16 protein-coding genes are annotated in these 19,330 nt (G+C 67.6%); 6 read left to right on the plus strand and 10 right to left on the minus strand.

Annotated elements, in window-relative coordinates:
* Positions 1 to 14 precede the first annotated feature (14 nt).
* A complete protein-coding gene (locus CFB43_RS15005; protein WP_089495600.1) occupies positions 15 to 902 on the plus strand; it encodes a M48 family metallopeptidase in 888 nt (295 codons plus the stop codon).
* Between the two features lie 108 nt (positions 903 to 1,010).
* On the opposite strand, the gene gloA is transcribed toward CFB43_RS15005, so the two are convergent.
* Positions 1,011 to 1,400, minus strand: coding sequence for a lactoylglutathione lyase (gene gloA, locus CFB43_RS15010; protein WP_089495601.1), 390 nt, complete (start codon positions 1,398 to 1,400; stop codon positions 1,011 to 1,013).
* Positions 1,401 to 1,837: 437 nt separating this feature from the next.
* On the opposite strand from gloA, the gene CFB43_RS15015 reads away from it, so the two are divergent.
* Entirely contained in the window at positions 1,838 to 2,773 is a 936-nt protein-coding gene (locus CFB43_RS15015; RefSeq protein WP_089495602.1) for a DMT family transporter, read from the plus strand.
* Positions 2,774 to 2,868: 95 nt separating this feature from the next.
* On the opposite strand, the gene rsmA is transcribed toward CFB43_RS15015, so the two are convergent.
* The 4 genes from rsmA to CFB43_RS15035 are packed head-to-tail and all read right to left on the minus strand — an operon-like array spanning position 2,869 to position 8,517.
* Positions 2,869 to 3,696 carry a 16S rRNA (adenine(1518)-N(6)/adenine(1519)-N(6))-dimethyltransferase RsmA gene (gene rsmA, locus CFB43_RS15020; protein WP_089495603.1) on the minus strand — a complete coding sequence of 276 codons (828 nt, stop codon included), beginning with the start codon at positions 3,694 to 3,696 and terminating at the stop codon, positions 2,869 to 2,871.
* 49 nt (positions 3,697 to 3,745) lie between these two features.
* Positions 3,746 to 4,735, minus strand: coding sequence for a 4-hydroxythreonine-4-phosphate dehydrogenase PdxA (gene pdxA / locus CFB43_RS15025; RefSeq protein ID WP_089495604.1), 990 nt, complete (start codon positions 4,733 to 4,735; stop codon positions 3,746 to 3,748).
* A gap of 11 nt (positions 4,736 to 4,746) precedes the next feature.
* Entirely contained in the window at positions 4,747 to 6,105 is a 1,359-nt protein-coding gene (locus tag CFB43_RS15030; RefSeq protein WP_089495605.1) for a peptidylprolyl isomerase, read from the minus strand.
* Between the two features lie 51 nt (positions 6,106 to 6,156).
* Positions 6,157 to 8,517, minus strand: a complete 2,361-nt coding sequence (locus CFB43_RS15035) for an LPS-assembly protein LptD (protein WP_089495606.1) — start codon at positions 8,515 to 8,517, stop codon at positions 6,157 to 6,159.
* A 223-nt stretch (positions 8,518 to 8,740) separates the two neighbouring features.
* Here CFB43_RS15035 and CFB43_RS15040 point away from each other — a divergent pair, with 223 nt between their 5' ends.
* On the plus strand, positions 8,741 to 9,790 hold the full coding sequence (locus CFB43_RS15040; protein WP_089495607.1) for an aminoglycoside phosphotransferase family protein: 1,050 nt from the start codon (positions 8,741 to 8,743) through the stop codon (positions 9,788 to 9,790).
* 38 nt (positions 9,791 to 9,828) lie between these two features.
* Positions 9,829 to 10,548 (plus strand): N-acetylmuramate alpha-1-phosphate uridylyltransferase MurU, encoded by a 720-nt coding sequence (gene murU, locus CFB43_RS15045; protein WP_089495608.1) that lies wholly within the window; start codon positions 9,829 to 9,831, stop codon positions 10,546 to 10,548.
* Between the two features lie 197 nt (positions 10,549 to 10,745).
* Here the strand turns inward: murU and CFB43_RS15050 are convergent, their stop codons facing one another.
* Positions 10,746 to 12,617 (minus strand): ABCB family ABC transporter ATP-binding protein/permease, encoded by a 1,872-nt coding sequence (locus tag CFB43_RS15050; RefSeq protein ID WP_089495609.1) that lies wholly within the window; start codon positions 12,615 to 12,617, stop codon positions 10,746 to 10,748.
* A 174-nt stretch (positions 12,618 to 12,791) separates the two neighbouring features.
* On the opposite strand from CFB43_RS15050, the gene CFB43_RS15060 reads away from it, so the two are divergent.
* Positions 12,792 to 13,187 (plus strand): acyl-CoA thioesterase, encoded by a 396-nt coding sequence (locus CFB43_RS15060; protein ID WP_059684352.1) that lies wholly within the window; start codon positions 12,792 to 12,794, stop codon positions 13,185 to 13,187.
* A 45-nt stretch (positions 13,188 to 13,232) separates the two neighbouring features.
* Here CFB43_RS15060 and CFB43_RS15065 read toward each other — a convergent pair whose 3' ends face one another.
* Positions 13,233 to 13,715: a nitrate reductase associated protein gene (locus CFB43_RS15065; protein WP_089495611.1), complete on the minus strand. Its 483-nt coding sequence runs from the start codon at positions 13,713 to 13,715 to the stop codon at positions 13,233 to 13,235.
* Between the two features lie 117 nt (positions 13,716 to 13,832).
* Between CFB43_RS15065 and fdhD the strand changes: the two genes are divergently transcribed.
* The gene (fdhD, locus tag CFB43_RS15070; RefSeq protein ID WP_373452550.1) at positions 13,833 to 14,675 is read left to right on the plus strand and encodes a formate dehydrogenase accessory sulfurtransferase FdhD; all 843 of its coding nucleotides are present in this window, start codon (positions 13,833 to 13,835) and stop codon (positions 14,673 to 14,675) included.
* A gap of 59 nt (positions 14,676 to 14,734) precedes the next feature.
* Here the strand turns inward: fdhD and CFB43_RS15075 are convergent, their stop codons facing one another.
* The 3 genes from CFB43_RS15075 to CFB43_RS15085 all read right to left on the minus strand — a co-directional run bounded on the left by CFB43_RS15075 (position 14,735) and on the right by CFB43_RS15085 (position 19,257).
* A complete protein-coding gene (locus CFB43_RS15075) occupies positions 14,735 to 15,502 on the minus strand; it encodes an enoyl-CoA hydratase (RefSeq protein ID WP_089495612.1) in 768 nt (255 codons plus the stop codon).
* Positions 15,503 to 15,594: 92 nt separating this feature from the next.
* Positions 15,595 to 16,794, minus strand: a complete 1,200-nt coding sequence (locus tag CFB43_RS15080; RefSeq protein WP_039360089.1) for an acetyl-CoA C-acyltransferase — start codon at positions 16,792 to 16,794, stop codon at positions 15,595 to 15,597.
* A gap of 27 nt (positions 16,795 to 16,821) precedes the next feature.
* Positions 16,822 to 19,257, minus strand: a complete 2,436-nt coding sequence (locus tag CFB43_RS15085) for a 3-hydroxyacyl-CoA dehydrogenase/enoyl-CoA hydratase family protein (RefSeq protein WP_089495613.1) — start codon at positions 19,255 to 19,257, stop codon at positions 16,822 to 16,824.
* Positions 19,258 to 19,330: the final 73 nt, after the last annotated feature.

Genomic DNA, 19,330 nt, shown 5'->3' on the forward strand with positions numbered 1-19,330 from the left:
AAAGAAGCGAACTGATGAAACAGCGTCCGCGGCCACGGCCTGCCGTCGTGGCTCTCGATCATCGCCAGATGGACCTGCCGCTCTTCGACGGGCCGGCCGCCGCGCCGTCGGCGCCCGCCACGCCGCCGGCGCCGCCCGAAGCGGCGCCCGCGGCGCCCCTCGATCCGGGCCTGGCGCCCGACCGCTCGCGCGTGCGCACGTTCGCACTCGACAGCCGCGTGCTCGAATACCGCCTGAAGCGCTCCGCGCGCCGCACGATCGGCTTCACGATCGACGGCAGCGGGCTGTCGATCACCGCGCCGCGCTGGGTCACGCTCGCCGACATCGAAGCCGCGATCGCCGAGAAACAGCGCTGGATCTTCGCGAAGCTCGCGGAGTGGAAGACGCGCACCGAACAGCGCGCGCTGCCGCAGATCGACTGGCGCGACGGCGCAGCGCTTCCCTATCTCGGCAAGACGGTGACGATCGCACTCGGCGCGGGCGCCGTCGCGTTCGATACCGATGCGCTGCGGCTCTCGCTGCCGCTGCCCGTGCAGGCCGACATGCAGCAGATCAAGGATCGCGTGCAGGGCTGGCTGCAGGGCGAAGCCAAACGGATCTTCGGCGAACGCCTCGCCGTCTATGCGGAGAAACTCGGCGTCACGTATTCGATGTACGCGCTGTCGTCGGCCGCGACGCGCTGGGGCAGCTGCTCGAGCGACGGCAAGATCCGGCTGAACTGGCGGCTGATCCATTTCCCGATGTCGATCATCGACTACGTCGTCGCACACGAGCTGTCGCACCTGCGCGAGATGAACCACAGCCCGGCCTTCTGGCAGACCGTCGAATCGATCTTCCCCGAGTTCCGCGAAGCACGGCACACGCTCAAGCATCACCCGCCCGAGTTGCTGCCGTCGCTGTGATACGCACGGCGTCGCCGCCAACGGAAAAGGGCGATGCGGGTCACCCCGCATCGCCCTCTTTTGCTGCCGCGGCGCCCATCGCACGCCGCAGCCCGGTTCATCCGGCGCTCAGCGTGCCTTCTTCTGAATGAACTCGATCTTGTAGCCGTCCGGATCCTCGACGAACGCGATCACGGTCGTGCCGTGCTTCATCGGGCCCGCTTCGCGCGTGACCTTGCCGCCTTGCGCCTTGATCTGCTCGCAGGCCTTGTACGCGTCGTCGACTTCGAGCGCGAGGTGGCCAAAGCCGTTGCCGAGATCGTAGGCCGGCGTATCCCAGTTATGGGTCAGCTCGATCACCGTGTTGTCGCTTTCGTCGCCGTAGCCGACGAATGCGAGCGTGAACTTGCCTTCCGGATAGTCGTCGCGGCGCAGCACCTTCATGCCGAGCAATTCGGTGTAGAACTTGATCGAGCGGTCGAGATCGCCGACTCGCAGCATCGTATGCAGCAATCGCATGTGTTGTACTCCTGTGGGGACTTTCCAGAACCGGGAATTTTACCGGAGTCGGGTGAATTTCGCCGGGGGCGCCTAGCCGGGGGCGCCTAGCCGGGGGCGCCTAGCCGGGGGGCGCCTGGCCGGGAGCGCCAGGCCGCGGCTGCCCACGGGCGTCCAGCCGGAGGCGCCTCGCCCGAGTGCGCCAATACGATTCGTCGACATCAACCGGCGCGAGCACAACGGCGGAAAGCGGCACGATCCGACGCGCCCGGCGGCTGCGCCGATCGGGTAACATCCTTCCACCTCGCACCAAAAACGGGCATGCGACCTAGTGCCCGAACGCGACCACCCCTCCCCCGAGACAGCCACACTGCCGTGCGAAACCGCCGATTCGAGCGCGCCGGATGCGCCGCCCTCCCGATCATGCAGCTGCCGCGCCGAACCGGCGAGGTTCGCCGATGACCACGCTCGCCGCCGCCCCCGTGCGCCGCGCGCTCGACACGCGCGCCGTCGGCCTGATGCTGCTGCTATGCGCGATCTGGGGCTTCCAGCAAGTCGCGATCAAGAGCACGAACGCCGCGATCGCGCCGATGTTCCAGGCCGGGCTGCGTTCGGTGATCGCGGCGGTGCTGCTGTGGGGCTGGGCCCGCTCGCGCGGTACGCCGCTGTTCCAGGCGGACGGCACGTTCGCCGCGGGCCTCGCGGCCGGGGCGCTGTTCGCCGGCGAATTCATCTGCGTGTTCTTCGGGCTGACGCTGACGAGCGCGTCGCACATGGCGATCTTCCTGTACACGGCACCGTGCTTTACCGCGCTTGGCCTGCACCTGTTCGCACCGGGCGAACGGCTGCAGCGCACGCAGTGGGCCGGCGTCGGCCTGGCATTCGCCGGCATCGCGCTCGCCTTCGCGGACGGCTTCCTGAAACCGCGCGCGCCCGGCGCATCGGTGCTTGCCGGGCTGGCCGGCGATGCGCTCGGGATTCTCGGCGGCGCGATGTGGGCCGCGACGACGGTCGTCGTGCGCTCGACGGCGCTCGCGCGCGCGAGCGCAAGCAAGACGCTGTTCTACCAGCTCGCGGTATCGGCGGTCGTGCTGGTCGCGCTTGCCGCGCTGTTCGGCCAGGTGTCGTTCGCGCACGTCACGCCGGTCGCTGTGGCAAGCCTCGCGTACCAGTCGGTGATCGTCGCGTTCGTCAGCTACCTGTCGTGGTTCTGGCTGCTGACGCGCTACAGTGCGTCGCGCCTGTCGGTCTTCACGTTCCTGTCGCCACTGTTCGGCGTCGCGTTCGGCGTGCTGCTGCTCGGCGAATCGGTCGGCTGGCGCTTCATGTCCGCGGCCGCGCTCGTGCTGACCGGCATCGCGCTCGTCAACGCGCCGCCGCGCCGGCGGGCATGACGACCCGGCGCAGCACGCGCGCGCCCACGCAATAAAAAAGGCTGCCTCGCAAGGCAGCCTCTTGTTCGCATCCGGTACGGCTCGCGTAACCGGCCTCAACCGGCCTTGCGCACCGCCGCGAGCGCCTGCGCGACGCCGACGTATTCGGCCACGCTCACGTCCTCCGCACGGCGTGCGAGATCGAAGCCGAGCGCGTCGAAATCGATCGACTCGCGATAGTCGCCGAGCGTATTGCGCAGCATCTTGCGGCGCTGCGAGAACGCGGCGGTGACGATTTCGCCGAGCAGCACGGGATCGACGTCCGGCAGTTCGTGCGGTTCGTACGGAATCATCCGAACGATCGCGGAATCGACCTTCGGCGGCGGCTGGAACGATTCCGGCGGCACGTCGAGCATCTTCTCCATCACGTAGCGGTACTGCAGCATCACCGACAGACGCGAAAACGCCTTCGTGCCCGGCTCCGCGACCATCCGCTCGACGACTTCGTTCTGCAGCATGAAATGCTGGTCGATGACCGCATCGGCGAACGTCATCAGGTGAAACAGCAGCGGGCTGGATATGTTGTACGGCAGGTTGCCGACGATCCGCAGCGACGGCTTGTCGCCGGGCGCCGCGAGCGACCGGAAGTCGAACGCGAGCGCGTCGCCTGCGTGCAGTTCGAGCAGCGCGCCGAAACGTTGCTGCAGGCGCCCGATCAGGTCGCGGTCGAGCTCCACTGCATGCAGCGGCGACTCGGGCGTCGCGAGGCGCTCGATCAGCGGCTCGGTCAGTGCACCGAGCCCGGGGCCGATCTCGACCATGCGCTGACCGCGCGCGGGGCCGATCGTCGAAACGATCGAGTCGATCACGCCGTGATCGACGAGGAAGTTCTGCCCGAAGCGCTTGCGCGCGAAATGGCCTTGGTGCTGTCTGCTGTTCGACATCGACTGAGTAAAACGAAAAATACGACGAAAGAGGTGAAGCCGGGCCGCGTCAGGCCGTGCGGCGATGACGCGCCATCGTGACGGCCGTGTCGAGCGCGGCGATCATGCTGCCCGGATCCGCGCGGCCGGTGCCGGCCAGATCGAGTGCCGTGCCGTGATCGACCGACGTCCGGATGATCGGCAGCCCGAGCGTCACGTTGATGCCCTCGCCGAACGTCGCATACTTCAGCACGGGCAGGCCCTGGTCATGGAACATCGCGAGCACGCAATCGGCGTCCGCGAGATGGCGCGGCTGGAACAGCGTGTCGGCCGGATACGGGCCGCGCGCGTCGATGCCCTGCGCGTTCGCGCGGGCCAGCGCCGGCGAGATCACGTCGATCTCCTCGCGGCCGAGATAACCGTTCTCGCCCGCGTGCGGGTTCAGGCCCGTCACGAGGATGCGCGGTGCGGCGAGACCGAAGTCGCGCCGCAGGTCGCGATCGATGATCGCGAGTGTCTCGACGAGCCCGTCGACCGTGAGTGCGGCGGACACGTCCTTCAGCGGCAGGTGCGTGGTCGCGAGCGCGACGCGCAGCGGCTGGTGGCCGGTACCGGCCAGCATCATCACGACCCGCGGCGTATGCGTGCGCTCCGCCAGGTATTCGGTATGGCCGGTGAACGGCACGCCCGCATCGTTGATGGTGCTCTTCTGCAGCGGCGCGGTGACGATCGCATCGTACCGGCCTGCCAGCGCACCGTCGATCGCCGCGTCGAGCAACCCGAGCACGTACGGGCCGTTCGCGGCGTCCAGCTTGCCCGCCTGCACGGGCACGGCAAGCGCGTGATGCGCGACCGACACCGGCCCGCTGCCGGCCAGCGTGGCGCGGTCAGCGTCGACGGCCGCCGCACGCGCGTCGAGCAGCGTCGCATCGCCGAGCACGGTGAAATGTGCGTCGGGCCAGCGCTGCGCGGCATCACGCAGCGCCTGCACGGTCAGCTCCGGGCCGACCCCCGCGGGTTCGCCAGTCGTGATCGCGATCTGCAGCGCGGGTGTGGTCATCCGAAGCTCGCTCAGTTCGCCGGGCCGACGCCGCCGATCTTGTACTGCACGTACGACGAATCGCGCAGCTCGCGCAGCCAGTCGGCATAGGCCTGCTCGGCCTTGCGCTGGCCGATCGCCTGACGCGCGATATCCATCTGCTGCTGCACCGAGCCTTCCGCTTCGCGGCGGCTCAGCACCTGGATCAGGTGATAGCCGTACTCGGTCCGGATCGGCTGGCTGACCTGGCCGTCCTGCAGGTTGTTCATCGCGCGCTCGAATTCCGGCACGGTCTCGCCCGGGCTGATCCAGCCGAGATCGCCGCCTTGCGACGCCGAACCGTCCTGTGAGTAGGTGCGCGCGAACTTCGCGAAATCGCCACCGGCCTCGACCTGGTTGCGGATGTCGGCCAGTTGCTGGCGCGCCTGGCCTTCCGACTTGCCTTCGCCCACGCGCAACAGGATGTGGCGCACGTGCGTCTGCACGATCTTCGGTGCGGCGGCGGTCGCGCCCTGGCTCTGGCGACGATCGACGAGGCGCACGATCTCGAAGCCGTCCGGCACGCGGATCAGCGTCGGGTTGACCTGGCCCGGGCGCAGCTTCGATGCGGCGTCGACGACGTCGGCCGGCAGCGCGCTCGGCGCCTTGAAGCCGAGGTCGCCGCCCTTCTTCGCGTCGTTCGCTTCCGAATTGTTCTTCGCGAGCTTCTCGAAGTCGGCGCCCGACTTCGCCTGCTGCAGCAACGCGTCAGCCTTCTTCTGCGCGACTTCGATGTCGGCCTGCGGCGCGTTGGTCGGCGCCTTGATGAAGATGTGCTGGAAGCGCAGGTCCTGCTGTTGCGACGCACTCGGGCCGCGCTGGCTCGCGATGTAGTTCGCGACCTCGGCGTCCGACACGGTGATCTTGCCGTCGACCTCACGCTCGCGCAGCTTCGACAGCATCAGTTCGGTACGCGCGTCGCTCGTGAAGATGCTCCAGGGCACGCCTTGCGCCTCGAGACGCGCGCGGTACTGCTCGAGCGTCATGCCGTTCGCCTGCGCGAGACGCTGCAGCGTGGCCTGCACGGTCGCGTCGTCGATGCGGATCCCGTCGTCCTTGGCCTTCTGCACCTGGATACGCTCGAGCACCATCTGGTTCAGCACCTGCGCGCGCAACTGGTCGGTCGGCGGCACCGGTGCGTTCTGCTGCTGCAGCCGGCGCGCGATCAGGCCGGCACGCTGGTCGAGTTCGCGGCCCGTGATCACGTCGTTGTTGACGACCGCGACGACTTCGTCGGCGAGCTGCGCACCTTGCGAACCGAGCGCCTGCGCCGCGGCCGGCGCGGCGGCGAGCAGCGCGGAGGCCGCAGCGAGGCTGGACACGACTGCCGCGAAACGAAGGGTTTTCTTCATTGCCACTGGAACTCCATTGAAATCGTGCTGACCGGTGCAGACAAGCCGGCGTTACTCGTAGTTGCTGAAGCGGGACATCGGCGGCGGCGGCGGCGGCAGCGGCGTGTAGCCCGGCACCCCGGCGCGGAACGCCGACACGAGGCCGTTGTCGACGGTCGACAGGCCCTTGAGCGTCAGCTGCATCATGACTCGCGTCGACGAACTCTGCTGTCCCGACGAATTGATGCCGTTCGCCGCCCGTTGCACCCCGACCCCGAGCGCCCAGCAGTCCGCGTCGTATTGTAAGCCGACCAGACCGTCGACCACGCGATCGCCGGCGAGGTCGTAGTTGAAGCGGCCGATCGCATACAGGCGGCGCGTGAGCGGCCATTGCGCGGACACCAGGAACTGGTTGATCGGCTGGTTGTCGAGCGTGGTGTTCGAACGCGTGTAGCGGTAGCCGACGTTGATCACGCGGCGCTCGCCCGGGCTGTAGCCGAAACCGACGCTCGACTTCACGAGCTGATTGTTGTTCTGGTTGTACTGGAACGCCGTCTCCGACATGAAGCCCGAGCCGAGCTTCAGCGCGGCGCCGACGATCAGGTCCGAGTGGCGCGCCTGCGCGGCGGCCTGCCCGGAATTCAGCGTGACGCGCTGATCGGCGAAATAGTACTGCTGCGCAATCACGAAACGCGCACGCTCGTCGCCGGTGCGCGGATCGATGAAGCGCGACGTGAGGCCCGCCGTGATCCGGTTCGCATCGGCGATCCGGTCGTTGCCGACGAACGTGTTCGGCTGGTAGATCTCCGCGAGGCCGAAGTCCGACTCCGCGGTGTCGAACAACGGTGCGTTCGACTGGTCGCGATACGGCGTGTACACGTAGTACAGGCGCGGCTCGAGGGTCTGGATGAAGTCCTGGCCGAACAGGCGCACCGAGCGGTCGAAGATCAGCCCCGTATCGAAGCTCACGGTCGGGATCGACTCGGTGAAGCGCTTCGGGCTGTTCGGCGTGGTCGACGACAGGTAGTTCAGGTCGTACGACGCGAAGTGGTACTGGACCTTCGGCACGACGAAGTAGCCGGGGCCGTACACGCCGTACGAGATGTACGGATTGAAGACGATCCGGTCACCCTGGGTCGCATCGGCCGTCGTGATGCGGAACCGCGAATAGTCGGCTTCCGCGCCGAAGTCGAAGCCGCCGACGTTGTACTTCGTGTACTTCACGTTCAACTGCGGCTCGCGGCTGTACGGCGCGATCGACGGCGGCAGCGTCTGCCAGTGCTGGTAGCGCGCGAGCACCGACCACGGGCCGTTGTTGTACGTGATACCGGCTTCCTGCTGGTACAGCGTCTGCGTCCCGTTGATGAACTGGTTCGCCGACCCGAGGTCTTCGGGATACGTATTGTCCGAGACCTTGTTGTAGTACACGTAACCGCCGAAGCCGCCGCCGAAATTCTGCTGGTGCTGCCAGTAGATCGCGTAGCGGTTGCGGTGCGCGACCCGGTCATCCGGCAGGTAATTGGCCGTAAACGTGCCCGAATACGACGGCGACAGGTAGCGGAACGTCGCCTCGGCCATCACGCCGCGCCGCGAGATGATGCGCGGCGTGAGCGTCAGGTCGCGGTTCGGCGCGATGTTGAAGTAGTACGGCAGCGTCAACTCGAAGCCATTCTTCGAGTCCATCGAGAACGTCGGCGGCAGCAGGCCGCTGCGCCGCTCGCCCGACAGCGGGAACGTCATCCACGGGCTCGCGAAGATCGGCACGCCCTGGAAGAACAGCACGCCGTTGCGTGCGGTGCCTTCGTCGGCACCCGTATCGAAGTCGAAGCGGCTGCCCTTGATGTACCACGCGGGGTTCGTCGAGCACTGGCACGCGGTGTAGGTGCCGTTGACGAACACCGAGCGCTCGTTGTCGACCATGTCGACGCGTTCCGCGCTGCCCGAGCCGCCCGTCACGTTGAAGTGATACTTCGGCGCCGTCATGAAGCCCTGGTTCGCCTCGATCTTCAGGTGCGCCTCGGGGCCCGCGAACGACGTGCCGGCATTGTTGATCCTGACCTGGCCGTACGCATCGGCCATGTCGGTATCCTGATCGTAATGGATCGCGTCGGCCTTCACGACGGCGTCACCGCGCCGCAGCTCGGCCGAACCCTTCGCGGCGAGATCCTGCTCGGCCGTGCCGCTCGTGTGGTCGGCGATCACGAACGCGGCCGGCTTCGCGCCGTCCTTCAGCGGATGATCCTCGAGCTGGGGCGCGAGACGCAGATCCCACGGCGAGTCGAGCGGCTGCGGCTGCGCGGCCGCGCCCGACAGCTGCGCGTACGACACGGCCGGCACGAGGCCGGGCACGGCCAGGAGTGCGAGCGCGAGCCGCCGTTTGCGCGGCGCCCCGTCACCGGGGAAAACATTCGGGAATAGCGGTTTGGGCGGCATCTATCGTTTGGCGAATCGCCCCTTGTCAACCGCGCCGTCGCGGCACATGCGCGCGCGGCAGGCCGCACCGTCGCACCGCGACTGCGGCTGAGCGCAAACCGGGGAGGCGTTCGGGCGACCGCGCGACAGGCGGCGGGCCTGCACGGCGGAAAGCTGACGCGGGGCGCGTCAAAAAAGTCGTGGGGTATTATATGGCAAGACGTTCCCCCCTCCGCCGAGTTTCATGACGCCCCCATCCGCCGCATCCCAGCCCGACGCCCGCCTCGAAGCGCTCACCGCGTGGCTGCACCCGCTCGCCGAACGCTATGCGCTCGACCTGTCGACCCTCGCGCCCGCCTCGTCGGATGCCAGTTTCCGCCGCTATTTCCGTGTCGCGTCGGCCACGAGCGCCGGCGGCACGCTGATCGCCGTCGACGCGCCGCCGCCCGAAAAGTGCCGTGAATTCGTCCAGGTCGCGCAACTGCTCGCCGCGGCCGGCGACCACGTGCCGGACGTGCTGGCCCACGATTTCGACTCGGGCTTCATGCTCGTGACCGATCTCGGCCGCACGTCGTACATCGCGGTGCTCGATCCGGCCGACCCCGCCGCCGCGAAACCGCTGATGCGCGCGGCGCTCGACGCGCTGATCCGCTTCCAGCTCACGTCGAAGCCCGACGTGCTGCCGCCGTTCGACGAGGCATTCCTGCGCCGCGAGATGGAGCTGATGCCCGAATGGTTCGTCGGCCGCCACCTCGGCAAGCCGGTCACCGATGCGATGCGCGGCACGCTCGACCGCACCTTCGCGCTGCTGGTCGCCAGCGCGCACGCGCAGCCGCAGGGTTTCATGCTGCGCGATTTCATGCCGCGCAACCTGATGGTGTGCGAGCCCAACCCGGGCATCCTCGACTTCCAGGATGCCGTCCACGGGCCGCTGACGTACGACGTCGTGTCGCTGCTGCGCGATGCGTTCATCAGCTGGGACGAGGAGTTCGAGCTCGACTGCTTCGCGTACTACTGGGAAAAGGCGAAAAAGGCCGGCCTGCCGGTCGACCCCGATTTCGGCGAGTTCTACCGCCAGCTCGAATGGATGGGGCTACAGCGCCACATCAAGGTGCTCGGCCTGTTCGCGCGGATCAATTACCGCGACGGCAAGCCGCACTACCTGGACGACCTGCCGCGCTTCATCGCGTATGCGCGCAAGGTCGCGCTGCGCTATCGCCCGCTCGTGCCGTTCGCGAAGTTGCTCGACGAGCTCGAGGGCAACGCACCGGCCGACGTGGGCTATACGTTCTGATTTCTGATCGTTCCGACTCTCCTGACACCCGGCCGAACATGAGCAACACCCTGACCACGGCGATGATCTTCGCCGCCGGGCGCGGCGAACGGATGCGCCCGCTCACCGACACCCGCCCGAAGCCGCTGCTCGAAGCGGGCGGCAAGCCGCTGATCGTGTGGCAGATCGAGGCGCTCGCCCGCGCGGGCATCGAGACGATCGTGATCAACCACGCGTGGCTCGGCGAGCAGATCGAGGCTGCGCTGGGCGACGGTTCGCGCTGGGGCGTACGGCTCGTGTATTCGGCCGAAGGCGAAGCGCTGGAAACCGCGGGCGGCATCGCGCAGGCGTTGCCGCTGCTCGAACGCGACGGGCAGCCGGCCGTGTTCGCGGCGGTCAGCGGCGATGTCTACTGCGCGTTCGACTATCGGTCACTCGCGCCGCGTGCCGCCCGGATGGCCGCGCTCGACACGCCGGCGATGCACCTCGTGATGGTGCCGAACCCGCCGTTCCACCCGGCGGGCGACTTCGCGCTCGGCGACGACGGCCGCCTTGCACTCGACGGCGCCGCGCGCTTCACGTTCGGCAACATCGGCCTGTACGACACGCGGATGTTCCGCGATCTCGCGCCCGGCACGCGGCGCGCGCTGACGCCGTACTATCGCGCGGCGATCGAGGCCGGCCGCGCGAGCGGCGAACTGTATGAAGGTATCTGGGAGAACGTCGGCACGCCCGCGCAACTCGGCGAGCTGGATGCGCGGCTGCGCGCCGCAGAGTGACCGGCTGACGGGTCGTCGGGCTGATTGATCAACAGACCGGTCAACTGACTGGTTGGCTAGCTGGCTGACGGGCGAACTGGCGGCGTTGGCCTGGCCGATCAAAGGGTCCGCGCATGTCCGACCGCCATGCCGGCCCGACTCCCGCCCATCAAACGTCCCCCGTCCTGCTGCGCCCACCCCGCGCGCAGCCCCGCCGCTCACGCGGCTTCCGCTTCTTCCCCGCCTGCCGCCGCACGCTGCTGCTGCAACGCCCACATCTGCGCATACAACCCGTCGGCGCGCACGAGTTCGTCGTGCGTGCCGCGCTCGACGATCCGCCCGTGGTCCATCACGAGGATCTGCTGCGCGTGCACGACCGTCGACAGCCGGTGCGCGATCACGAGCGTCGTGCGATGCCGCGCGATCTGGTCGAGTTCGTGCTGGATCGCGCGCTCCGAGCGCGAATCGAGCGCCGACGTCGCTTCGTCGAACAGCAGCACCGGCGGGTTCTTCAATAGCGTGCGCGCGATCGCGACGCGCTGCTTCTCGCCGCCCGACAGCTTCAGCCCGCGCTCGCCGACCGGCGTGTCATAACCCTTCGGCAAACTTTCGATGAAATCGTGGATGTGCGCGGCACGCGCGGCCGCGATCACCTCGTCGCGGGTCGCGCTCGGCCGGCCGTACGCGATGTTGTAGTAGATCGAGTCGTTGAACAGCACGGTATCCTGCGGCACGATCCCGATCGACGCGCGCAGCGAGTCCTGCGTGACGTCGCGGATGTCCTGGCCGTCGATCCGGATCGCACCGCCCGCCTGCCGGTCGAGATCGTAGAAGCGGAACAGCAGCCGCGACAGTGTCGACTTCCCGGAGCCGCTGTGGCCGACCACCGCGGTCGTCGTGCCCGCATCGATCGTGAACGACACGTCGTGGAGGATCTGCCGCGCCGGCTCGTACGCGAAATTCACGTGCTCGAAGCGCACCTGCGCGCCGGCGACCGCGAGCGGCCGCGCATCGGGCAAGTCGGCCACTTCCTTCGCGGCCGACAGCAGCCCGAACATGCGATCCATGTCGGTCAGGCTCTGCTTCAGCTCGCGATAGACGACACCGAGAAAGTTGAGCGGGATGTACAGCTGCAGCATGAACGTGTTGATCAGCACCAGGTCGCCGAGCGTCAGCTTGCCCGCGAGCACGCCCTGCGTCGCACGCCACAGGATGAACACAAGCCCCGTGCCGATGATCGCCTGCTGGCCGAAGTTCAGCACCGACAGCGAATTCTGCGAACGGATCGCGGCCTTCCGGTAGCGCTTCAGGTTCTCGTCGTAGCGCTGCGCTTCCCACTCCTCGTTGCCGAAGTACTTGACCGTCTCGTAGTTGATCAGCGAATCGATCGCCCGCGAGTTCGCACGCGAATCGAGTTCGTTCATCGTGCGGCGGAAATGCGTGCGCCAGTTGGTGACCTTTACCGTGAACACGATGTACGTGACCAGCGCCGCGAACGTCACGTACGCGTAATAGGCCTCGTACTTGACCACGAAGAAGCCAAGCACGAGCCCGACCTCGACGAGCGTCGGCAGGATGCTGTACAGCGAATACGAAATCAGCTGCTGGATGCCGCGCGTGCCGCGCTCGATGTCGCGCGACATGCCGCCGGTCTGACGCTCCAGGTGAAACCGCAGCGACAGCCCGTGCAGGTGCCGGAACACCTGCAGCGCGAGCTGGCGCACCGCGCTCTCGGTGACCTTCGAGAACAGGATCTCGCGCAGCTCGGTAAACAATGACGTGGACAGCCGCACGAGCGCATACGCGACGACCAGCAACCCCACGCCGCCCGCGAGCACGATGCCGGCCGACTGCTCGGCGCGGCCGATCGCGGTGATCTGCTGGACGTAGGACAGGTGGTCGACGATGCGCTTCATCACGACCGGCACGCCGAGGTTCGCGACCTTCGCGCCGATCAGGCAGCCGAGCGCGAGCGCGACGCGCCATTTGTAGGTGGTCAGGTACGGCAGCAGCGACCGGATGGTTTGCCAGTCGTTGCGGGGCCCGGTCGAAGCCGGCGCGGGCTCGCCGGAAGCAGGAAATCGGCGCATGGGGGAAGGATCGGCGGCGGTGCCGGACGCGTGCATCGGCGGCCGGCTCGCTCACTTTCTCGTACAATTTGCGAACGTTGTATTGTCGCAGAAGCCGCTTCGCGCCGCTGCCGGCGCCCTCGCCGGCCAGCCTGCGCGCGGCGGCGTATTTATTACAGGATGAAAGCCCCCGCCATGACCGATTCGACCCTCGAACTCCCGCAAAAGCAGCCCGCGCTGCGCGTCGTCCCGCAACCGCACGACGCGAACGTCCACGGCGACGTATTCGGCGGCTGGATCATGTCGCAGGTCGACATCGCCGGCTCGATCCCCGCGAGCCAGCGCGCGAACGGTCGCGTCGCGACGGTCGCGGTCAATTCGTTCGTGTTCAAGCAGCCGGTGTTCGTCGGCGATCTGCTGAGCTTCTACGCGACCATCACGCGTACCGGCAACACGTCGATCACGGTCGACGTCGAGGTATACGCGCAGCGCATGCGCCTGATGGGTGAAATCGTGAAGGTCACCGAAGCGACGCTCACCTACGTCGCGACCGGCACCGACCGCAAGCCGCGGCAACTGCCGCCGCTCTGACGGACGAGCGCCGCGCGGCGGCGCTTCCCCCTGCCTTCGGCCACCTCAGTGCGTGGCCGTCAGCCCGAACTCCCGCATCGCGGGCAGGAAATCGTGGTTCAGCTTCGGCTTGCGCGACAGCTTCACCAGCACGTAGCGCTGGAACGGCGCGAGCCGCTGCCACTGCGCGAGCTCGGGCGCCATCAGCCCGGCCAGCGCGCTCTGCTGCACGAGCGACTCCGGCACGCTGTCGGTGGCACGCCAGGCCGGCTGCTCGTCCGGCTGGAACCACGAGGGCTCCAGATCCGCGTGCGTACGCAGCATTTCGAACAGCGCGTGATCGAAGTTGGGCTCGATCGCGGTGTCGTCGTCGGCCGGAAAGCGCGCGAGCAGCTTGCGGTCCTCGAGCGGCAGCAACTGCCACTGCTCCAGTGAGATCCGCAGACCGAAACGGTCGAGATTGAAACGCACGATCATCGGGATGTACGTGAAGTTTTCCGACGAAGCGTGTTCGAAGGCGAATAGCAGTGGAGCGTCGCTGAGTCCCATGATCGTTACCTGATGTGGCGGATACCGGCGCGGCCGGCTTGCCTGGGGTATTTTAGAACCTCTGCGCGCGGGTGGCGGATACGATTGCCGCCGGCCCCGCGCGCCGAATCAACGGGAGTGCTCGTGAATCCGACCGAATCCGGCGACCTGCGCGACGAACCGCGCGGCGCGATCGAACTGTCCGTGCGCCGCACGCGCGGCGGCGCCGTCGAAACCGCACACGACTACGTCGGCCAGGAATGGCCCGTCGCACTCGTCTTCAACGGTATCTCGCATGCGGTGATGATGTGTACGCCGTGCGATCTCGAAGCGTTCGCGGTCGGTTTCGCGATCTCGGAAGGAATCGTCGCGCGCGGCAGCGACATCAAGGACATCGAGGTGATCCTGCACGCCGACGCGCCGCTGCCGCATGCGGAAGTCCACCTGGAGGTCGTCCAGCAGGCGTTCGCCGCGCTGAAGGACCGGCGCCGTGCGCTCGCGGGGCGTACCGGCTGCGGCGTCTGCGGGATCGAAAGCATCGACCTGCTCGACCTCGCGCCCGAACGCGTGCCCGATACGGGCTTTCTCGCACGCCTCGCCCCCGACGCGCTGACGCGCGCGGCGCAGGCGCTGCCGGTTCACCAGGCGCTCACGCGGCTCACGGGCGGCCTGCATGCGGCCGCGTGGTGCGACGCAACAGGCGCGATCCGGATGGCATTCGAGGACGTCGGCCGCCACAACGCACTCGACAAGCTGATCGGCTCGCTCGTGCTGTCGCGCGCCGACGCGACCGACGGCTTCGTGTTCCTGTCGAGCCGCGCGAGCTACGAGCTCGTGCGCAAGGCCGCACGGGTCGGCATCCCGCTGGTCGCGACGATCTCCGCGCCGTCGTCGCTCGCGATCGAGATCGCGAAGGCAGCCGGCTTGCGGCTCGTCAGCTTCTGCCGCGAAACGGGCCACGTCGACTACGGCACGGCCTGATCGCGATCCCGGGAGCGCGCCGGCAGTCCGCTGCCGGCGCGCCCTGCTCCGTCAGACGGTCAGTCGAACTGACGGAAATCCGGCTTGCGCTTCTCGAAGAACGCCGTCATCGCCTCGCGCGCTTCCGGCGCGCGCAGCATCGTGGCGAAGTGGCCCGCTTCCTCGGCCATCCGCGCCTGCGTCGCCACCCCGCCCGTATCCTTCAGCAGCGCCTTCGTCACACGCAGCGATGCCGCCGGCAGCGCCGCGAGCTTTGCCGCCTGCTTCGCTGCGAACGCGTCGAGCTCGGCCGCCGGCAGCACGCGGTTGACGATGCCGATCCGGTGCGCTTCCAGCGCGTCGAACGCTTCGCCGAGCAGCAGCTTCTCGGCCGCGACCTGATGGCCGGCCAGACGCGGCAGCAGCGCGCTCGACGCGGCTTCCGGGCACAGCCCGAGCTGCGTGAACGGCAGCGAGAACGTCGCGGTGTCGGCCGCGTAGACCAGATCGCAGTGCAGCAGCATCGTCACGCCGACGCCGATCGCCAGGCCCGGCACCGCGGCCACGATCGGCTTGCTCGCGCTGCTGATCCGCGCGAGAAACTGGAACACCGGCGCGGTGTCGTCCTTCGGCGGCGACTTCAGGAAATCCTCGAGATCGTTCCCCGCGGTGAAGTTGCCGTCGCCACCGCGCAGCAGGATCACGCGAACCGCCTTGTCTTCCTGCGCTTCCGCGAGTGCGTCGGCCATCGTCTGGTACATCGCCGCCGTCAGCGCGTTCTTCTTCGCCGGGCGCGCGATCGTGATCGTCATCACGCCATCGGCGCGTTCCACTTGAATTTCGGCCACAACCGTCTCCTTTGACTTTCCTCTATCGGAATGAAAAAACGGTGCGCGAGCTCGTGGCCCGCGCACCGTCGTAGCTTGTCGTCGTGCTCCGCTTACAGGCGTTCGATGATGCCCGCGGCACCCATGCCGGTGCCGACGCACATCGTGACCATCCCGTACTTCAGGTTGCGGCGGCGCAGGCCGTGCACGACGGTCGCCGCGCGGATCGCGCCGGTCGCGCCGAGCGGGTGGCCGAGGGCGATCGCGCCGCCCATCGGGTTGACCTTCGACGGGTCGAGGCCGAGATCGCGCATCACCGCCAGCGATTGCGCGGCGAACGCTTCGTTCAGCTCGATCCAGTCGAGATCGTCCTGCTTCAGGCCAGCGGCCTTCAGCGCGGCCGGAATCGCTTCCTTCGGGCCGATGCCCATGATTTCCGGCGGCACGCCACGCACCGCGAAGCTCACGAAGCGCGCGAGCGGCGTCAGGTTGAATTCCTTGAGCACCTTCTCCGACACCACGAGCAGCGCGCCCGCGCCGTCCGACGTCTGCGAGCTGTTGCCGGCCGTGACCGAGCCCTTGTTCGCGAACACCGTGCGCAGCTTCGCGAGGCCTTCGATCGACGTATCCGCACGCGGACCTTCGTCGAGCTTGATCTCGCGCGTCTTCACGTCGACTTCACCCGTCGCGAGGTTCGGGAAACGCTCGGTGATCGTGTACGCGGCGATCTCGTCGTTGAACTCGCCGGCCTGCTGGGCGGCAAGCGCCTTGCGGTGCGACTCGACCGAGAACGCGTCCTGGTCTTCGCGGCTCACCTTCCACTGCTCCGCGACGCGCTCGGCCGTCAGGCCCATCCCGTACGCGATGCCAAAGTCTTCGTTGCGATCGAAGATGTGCGGCGACATCGACGGCTTGTTGCCCATCATCGGCACCATGCTCATCGATTCGCAGCCGCCCGCGAAGATCGCGTCCGATTCGCCGACGCGGATGCGGTCGGCCGCCATCGCCAGCGCCGTGATGCCCGACGCGCAGAAGCGGTTGACCGTCACGCCGCCGACCGTCTGCGGCAGGCCTGCGAGCAGCGCGCCCATGCGCGCGACGTTCAGGCCCTGCTCGGCTTCCGGAATCGCGCAGCCGATGATCGCGTCTTCGATCAGCTTCGTGTCGAAGCCGGGCACCTGCGCCACCGCCGACTTGAGCGCGTGGACCAGCAGCTCGTCCGGGCGCGTGTTCTTGAAGACACCGCGCGGGGCCTTGCCGATCGGCGTGCGGCTGGCGGCGACGATGTATGCGTCTTGCAATTGTTTGCTCATTTGAGACTCCTTGCCTTATCCGCTCGCTCAGTTACGCACCGGCTTGCCGGTCTGCAACATGCCCATGATCCGTTCCTGCGTCTTCTGCGTGCCGAGCAGCTCGACGAACGCACGGCGCTCCAGCGCGAGCAGCCACTGCTCGTCGACCAGGCTGCCGGCTTCGACGTCGCCGCCGCACACGGCTTCGGCGATGCGGCTCGCGATCAGGTAGTCGTGGTCGCTGATGAAGCGGCCGTCACGCATGTTGACGAGCGATGCCTTGATCGTCGCGATCGCCGAACGGCCGGCGACCGGCACGTCCTTCGCGCGCAGCGGTGCGCGGTAGCCGGTTGCGGCCAGTGCACGCGCTTCCTTCTTCGCGGTGTCGAGCAGTTCGAACACGTTGAAGATGATCGTGTCGGACGGCTTCACGTAGCCCATCGCACGGGCATCGTGCGCGGACGCCGACACCTTCGCCATCGCCGCGTTCTCGAACGACTTCGTGACGAACTTCAGGATGTCGGTGGTCGCGTTCGCGGCCGTCGCGGCCTCCGCTGCGCGCAGCGCTGCTTCCTTCAGGCCGCCGCCTGCCGGCACGAGGCCGACGCCCACTTCGACGAGACCGACGTAGCTCTCGACGTGCACGACACGCTTCGCGCTGTGCAGCATCAGCTCGCACCCGCCGCCGAGCGCGATGCCCGACACGGCTGCGACGACCGGCACGTTTGCGTACTTCACGCGCAGCATGCCTTCCTGGAACTTCTTCACGAACGGCTCGATACCCTTCGCGCCGCCCATCATGAACGCGGGCATCGCCTCTTCGAGGTTCGCGCCGGCCGAGAACGGGCCGCCCGGCGTGCCGAGCTTCAGCGACGTCGGCTGCCAGATCACCACGCCCTTGTAGTCTTTCTCCGCGAGCTCGATCGCCTGCACGAGGCCGTCGATCACGCTCGGTCCGATCGTGTTCATCTTCGACTTGAACGACACGATCACGACGTCGTCTTCACCCGCACGGTCGTCGACCCAGGCACGCACGGCATCGGTCTCGAACAGCGTCTTGCCGTACGTCTTCGGATCGGCACCGGCTTCGCCGAGCAGCGGCGCGCGGAATACCTGCTTGTCGTAGACCGCGAGGTCCGAACGCGGCACGAAGCGCTTCGCTGCCGGCGCCCACGAGCCTTCGGCCGTGTGCACGCCACCCTTCTCCGCCACCGCGCCTTCGAGCACCCACGACGGCAGCGGCACGTTCGCGAGCGCCTTGCCGGCCGCGATGTCTTCCTGCACCCATTCGGCGACCTGCTTCCAGCCGGCAGCCTGCCAGCCTTCGAACGGGCCTTCGTTCCAGCCGAAGCCCCAGCGGATCGCGAGGTCGACGTCGCGCGCGTTGTCGGCGATCGATTCGAGATGCACGCCGATGTAGTGGAATACGTCGCGGAAGATCGACCACAGGAACTGCGCGTGCGGATGGTCCGTTTCACGCAGCAGCTTCAGGCGTTCCGCCGGCGGGCGCTTCAGGATGCGGCCGACCGTTTCGTCCGCCTTCGCGCCCGAATCCACGTAGGTGCCCGTCTTCGCGTCGAGCACCTTGATCGCCTTGCCTTCCTTCTTGTAGAAGCCGCCGCCCGTCTTCTGGCCGAGCGCGCCCTGCTTCACCAGTTCGGCGAGCACGGCGGGCGTCTGGTAGACCGGGAAGAACGGATCGTCGGCGAGGTTGTCCTGCATCGTCTTGATCACGTGCGCCATCGTGTCGAGGCCGACCACGTCCGCGGTGCGGAACGTCGCCGACTTCGCGCGGCCGAGGCGGCTGCCCGTCAGGTCGTCGACTTCGTCGAAGCGCAGGCCGAACTTCGCGGCCTCGGTGATCACCGCGAGGATCGAGAAGATGCCGACGCGGTTCGCGATGAAGTTCGGCGTATCCTTCGCGCGCACGACGCCCTTGCCGACGATGCTCGTCAGGAAAGTTTCGAGCTGGTCGAGGATCTCCGGGCGCGTATGCGCGGTCGGGATCAGCTCGACGAGGTGCATGTAGCGCGGCGGGTTGAAGAAGTGCACGCCGCAGAAGCGCGACTTCAGCTCGTCCGAGAAACCTTCGGACAGCTTCGTGATCGACAGGCCCGACGTGTTGGTCGCGAAGATCGCGTTCGGCGCGATGTGCGGCGCGACCTTCTTGTACAGGTCGTGCTTCCAGTCCATCCGCTCGGCGATCGCCTCGATCACGACGTCGCACTCGGCGAGTTTCGCGATGTCGTCTTCGTAGTTCGCTGCCTCGAGGTACTTTGCATCGTCCTTCACGCCGAACGGCGCGGGCGACAGCTTCTTCAGGTTCTCGATCGCCTTCAGCGCGATCGCGTTTTTCGGGCCTTCCTTGGCCGGCAGGTCGAACAGCAGCACCGGCACGCGCGCGTTGATGAGGTGCGCGGCGATCTGCGCGCCCATCACGCCGGCGCCCAGCACGGCGACCTTGCGAATCAGGAAATTGCTCACGGGATGTCTCCGGATAGTGTCGTGCAGCGCGGGAGGTGGGGGCTGCACGGCGAAGTGAGTACCAGGAACCGTT

The organism is Burkholderia sp. AU15512 (assembly GCF_002223325.1).
In the GTDB taxonomy this organism is placed as follows: Bacteria; Pseudomonadota; Gammaproteobacteria; order Burkholderiales; family Burkholderiaceae; genus Burkholderia.

Bases quoted from the DNA above. Each gene is read 5' to 3' on its own strand.
- CFB43_RS15005 (WP_089495600.1), top strand. From the start codon at position 15: ATGAAACAGCGTCCGCGGCCACGGCCTGCCGTCGTGGCTCTCGATCAT.
- gloA (WP_089495601.1), bottom strand. From the start codon at position 1,400: ATGCGATTGCTGCATACGATGCTGCGAGTCGGCGATCTCGACCGCTCG.
- CFB43_RS15015 (WP_089495602.1), top strand. From the start codon at position 1,838: ATGACCACGCTCGCCGCCGCCCCCGTGCGCCGCGCGCTCGACACGCGC.
- rsmA (WP_089495603.1), bottom strand. From the start codon at position 3,696: ATGTCGAACAGCAGACAGCACCAAGGCCATTTCGCGCGCAAGCGCTTC.
- pdxA (WP_089495604.1), bottom strand. From the start codon at position 4,735: ATGACCACACCCGCGCTGCAGATCGCGATCACGACTGGCGAACCCGCG.
- CFB43_RS15030 (WP_089495605.1), bottom strand. From the start codon at position 6,105: ATGAAGAAAACCCTTCGTTTCGCGGCAGTCGTGTCCAGCCTCGCTGCG.
- CFB43_RS15035 (WP_089495606.1), bottom strand. From the start codon at position 8,517: ATGCCGCCCAAACCGCTATTCCCGAATGTTTTCCCCGGTGACGGGGCG.
- CFB43_RS15040 (WP_089495607.1), top strand. From the start codon at position 8,741: ATGACGCCCCCATCCGCCGCATCCCAGCCCGACGCCCGCCTCGAAGCG.
- murU (WP_089495608.1), top strand. From the start codon at position 9,829: ATGAGCAACACCCTGACCACGGCGATGATCTTCGCCGCCGGGCGCGGC.
- CFB43_RS15050 (WP_089495609.1), bottom strand. From the start codon at position 12,617: ATGCGCCGATTTCCTGCTTCCGGCGAGCCCGCGCCGGCTTCGACCGGG.
- CFB43_RS15060 (WP_059684352.1), top strand. From the start codon at position 12,792: ATGACCGATTCGACCCTCGAACTCCCGCAAAAGCAGCCCGCGCTGCGC.
- CFB43_RS15065 (WP_089495611.1), bottom strand. From the start codon at position 13,715: ATGGGACTCAGCGACGCTCCACTGCTATTCGCCTTCGAACACGCTTCG.
- CFB43_RS15080 (WP_039360089.1), bottom strand. From the start codon at position 16,794: ATGAGCAAACAATTGCAAGACGCATACATCGTCGCCGCCAGCCGCACG.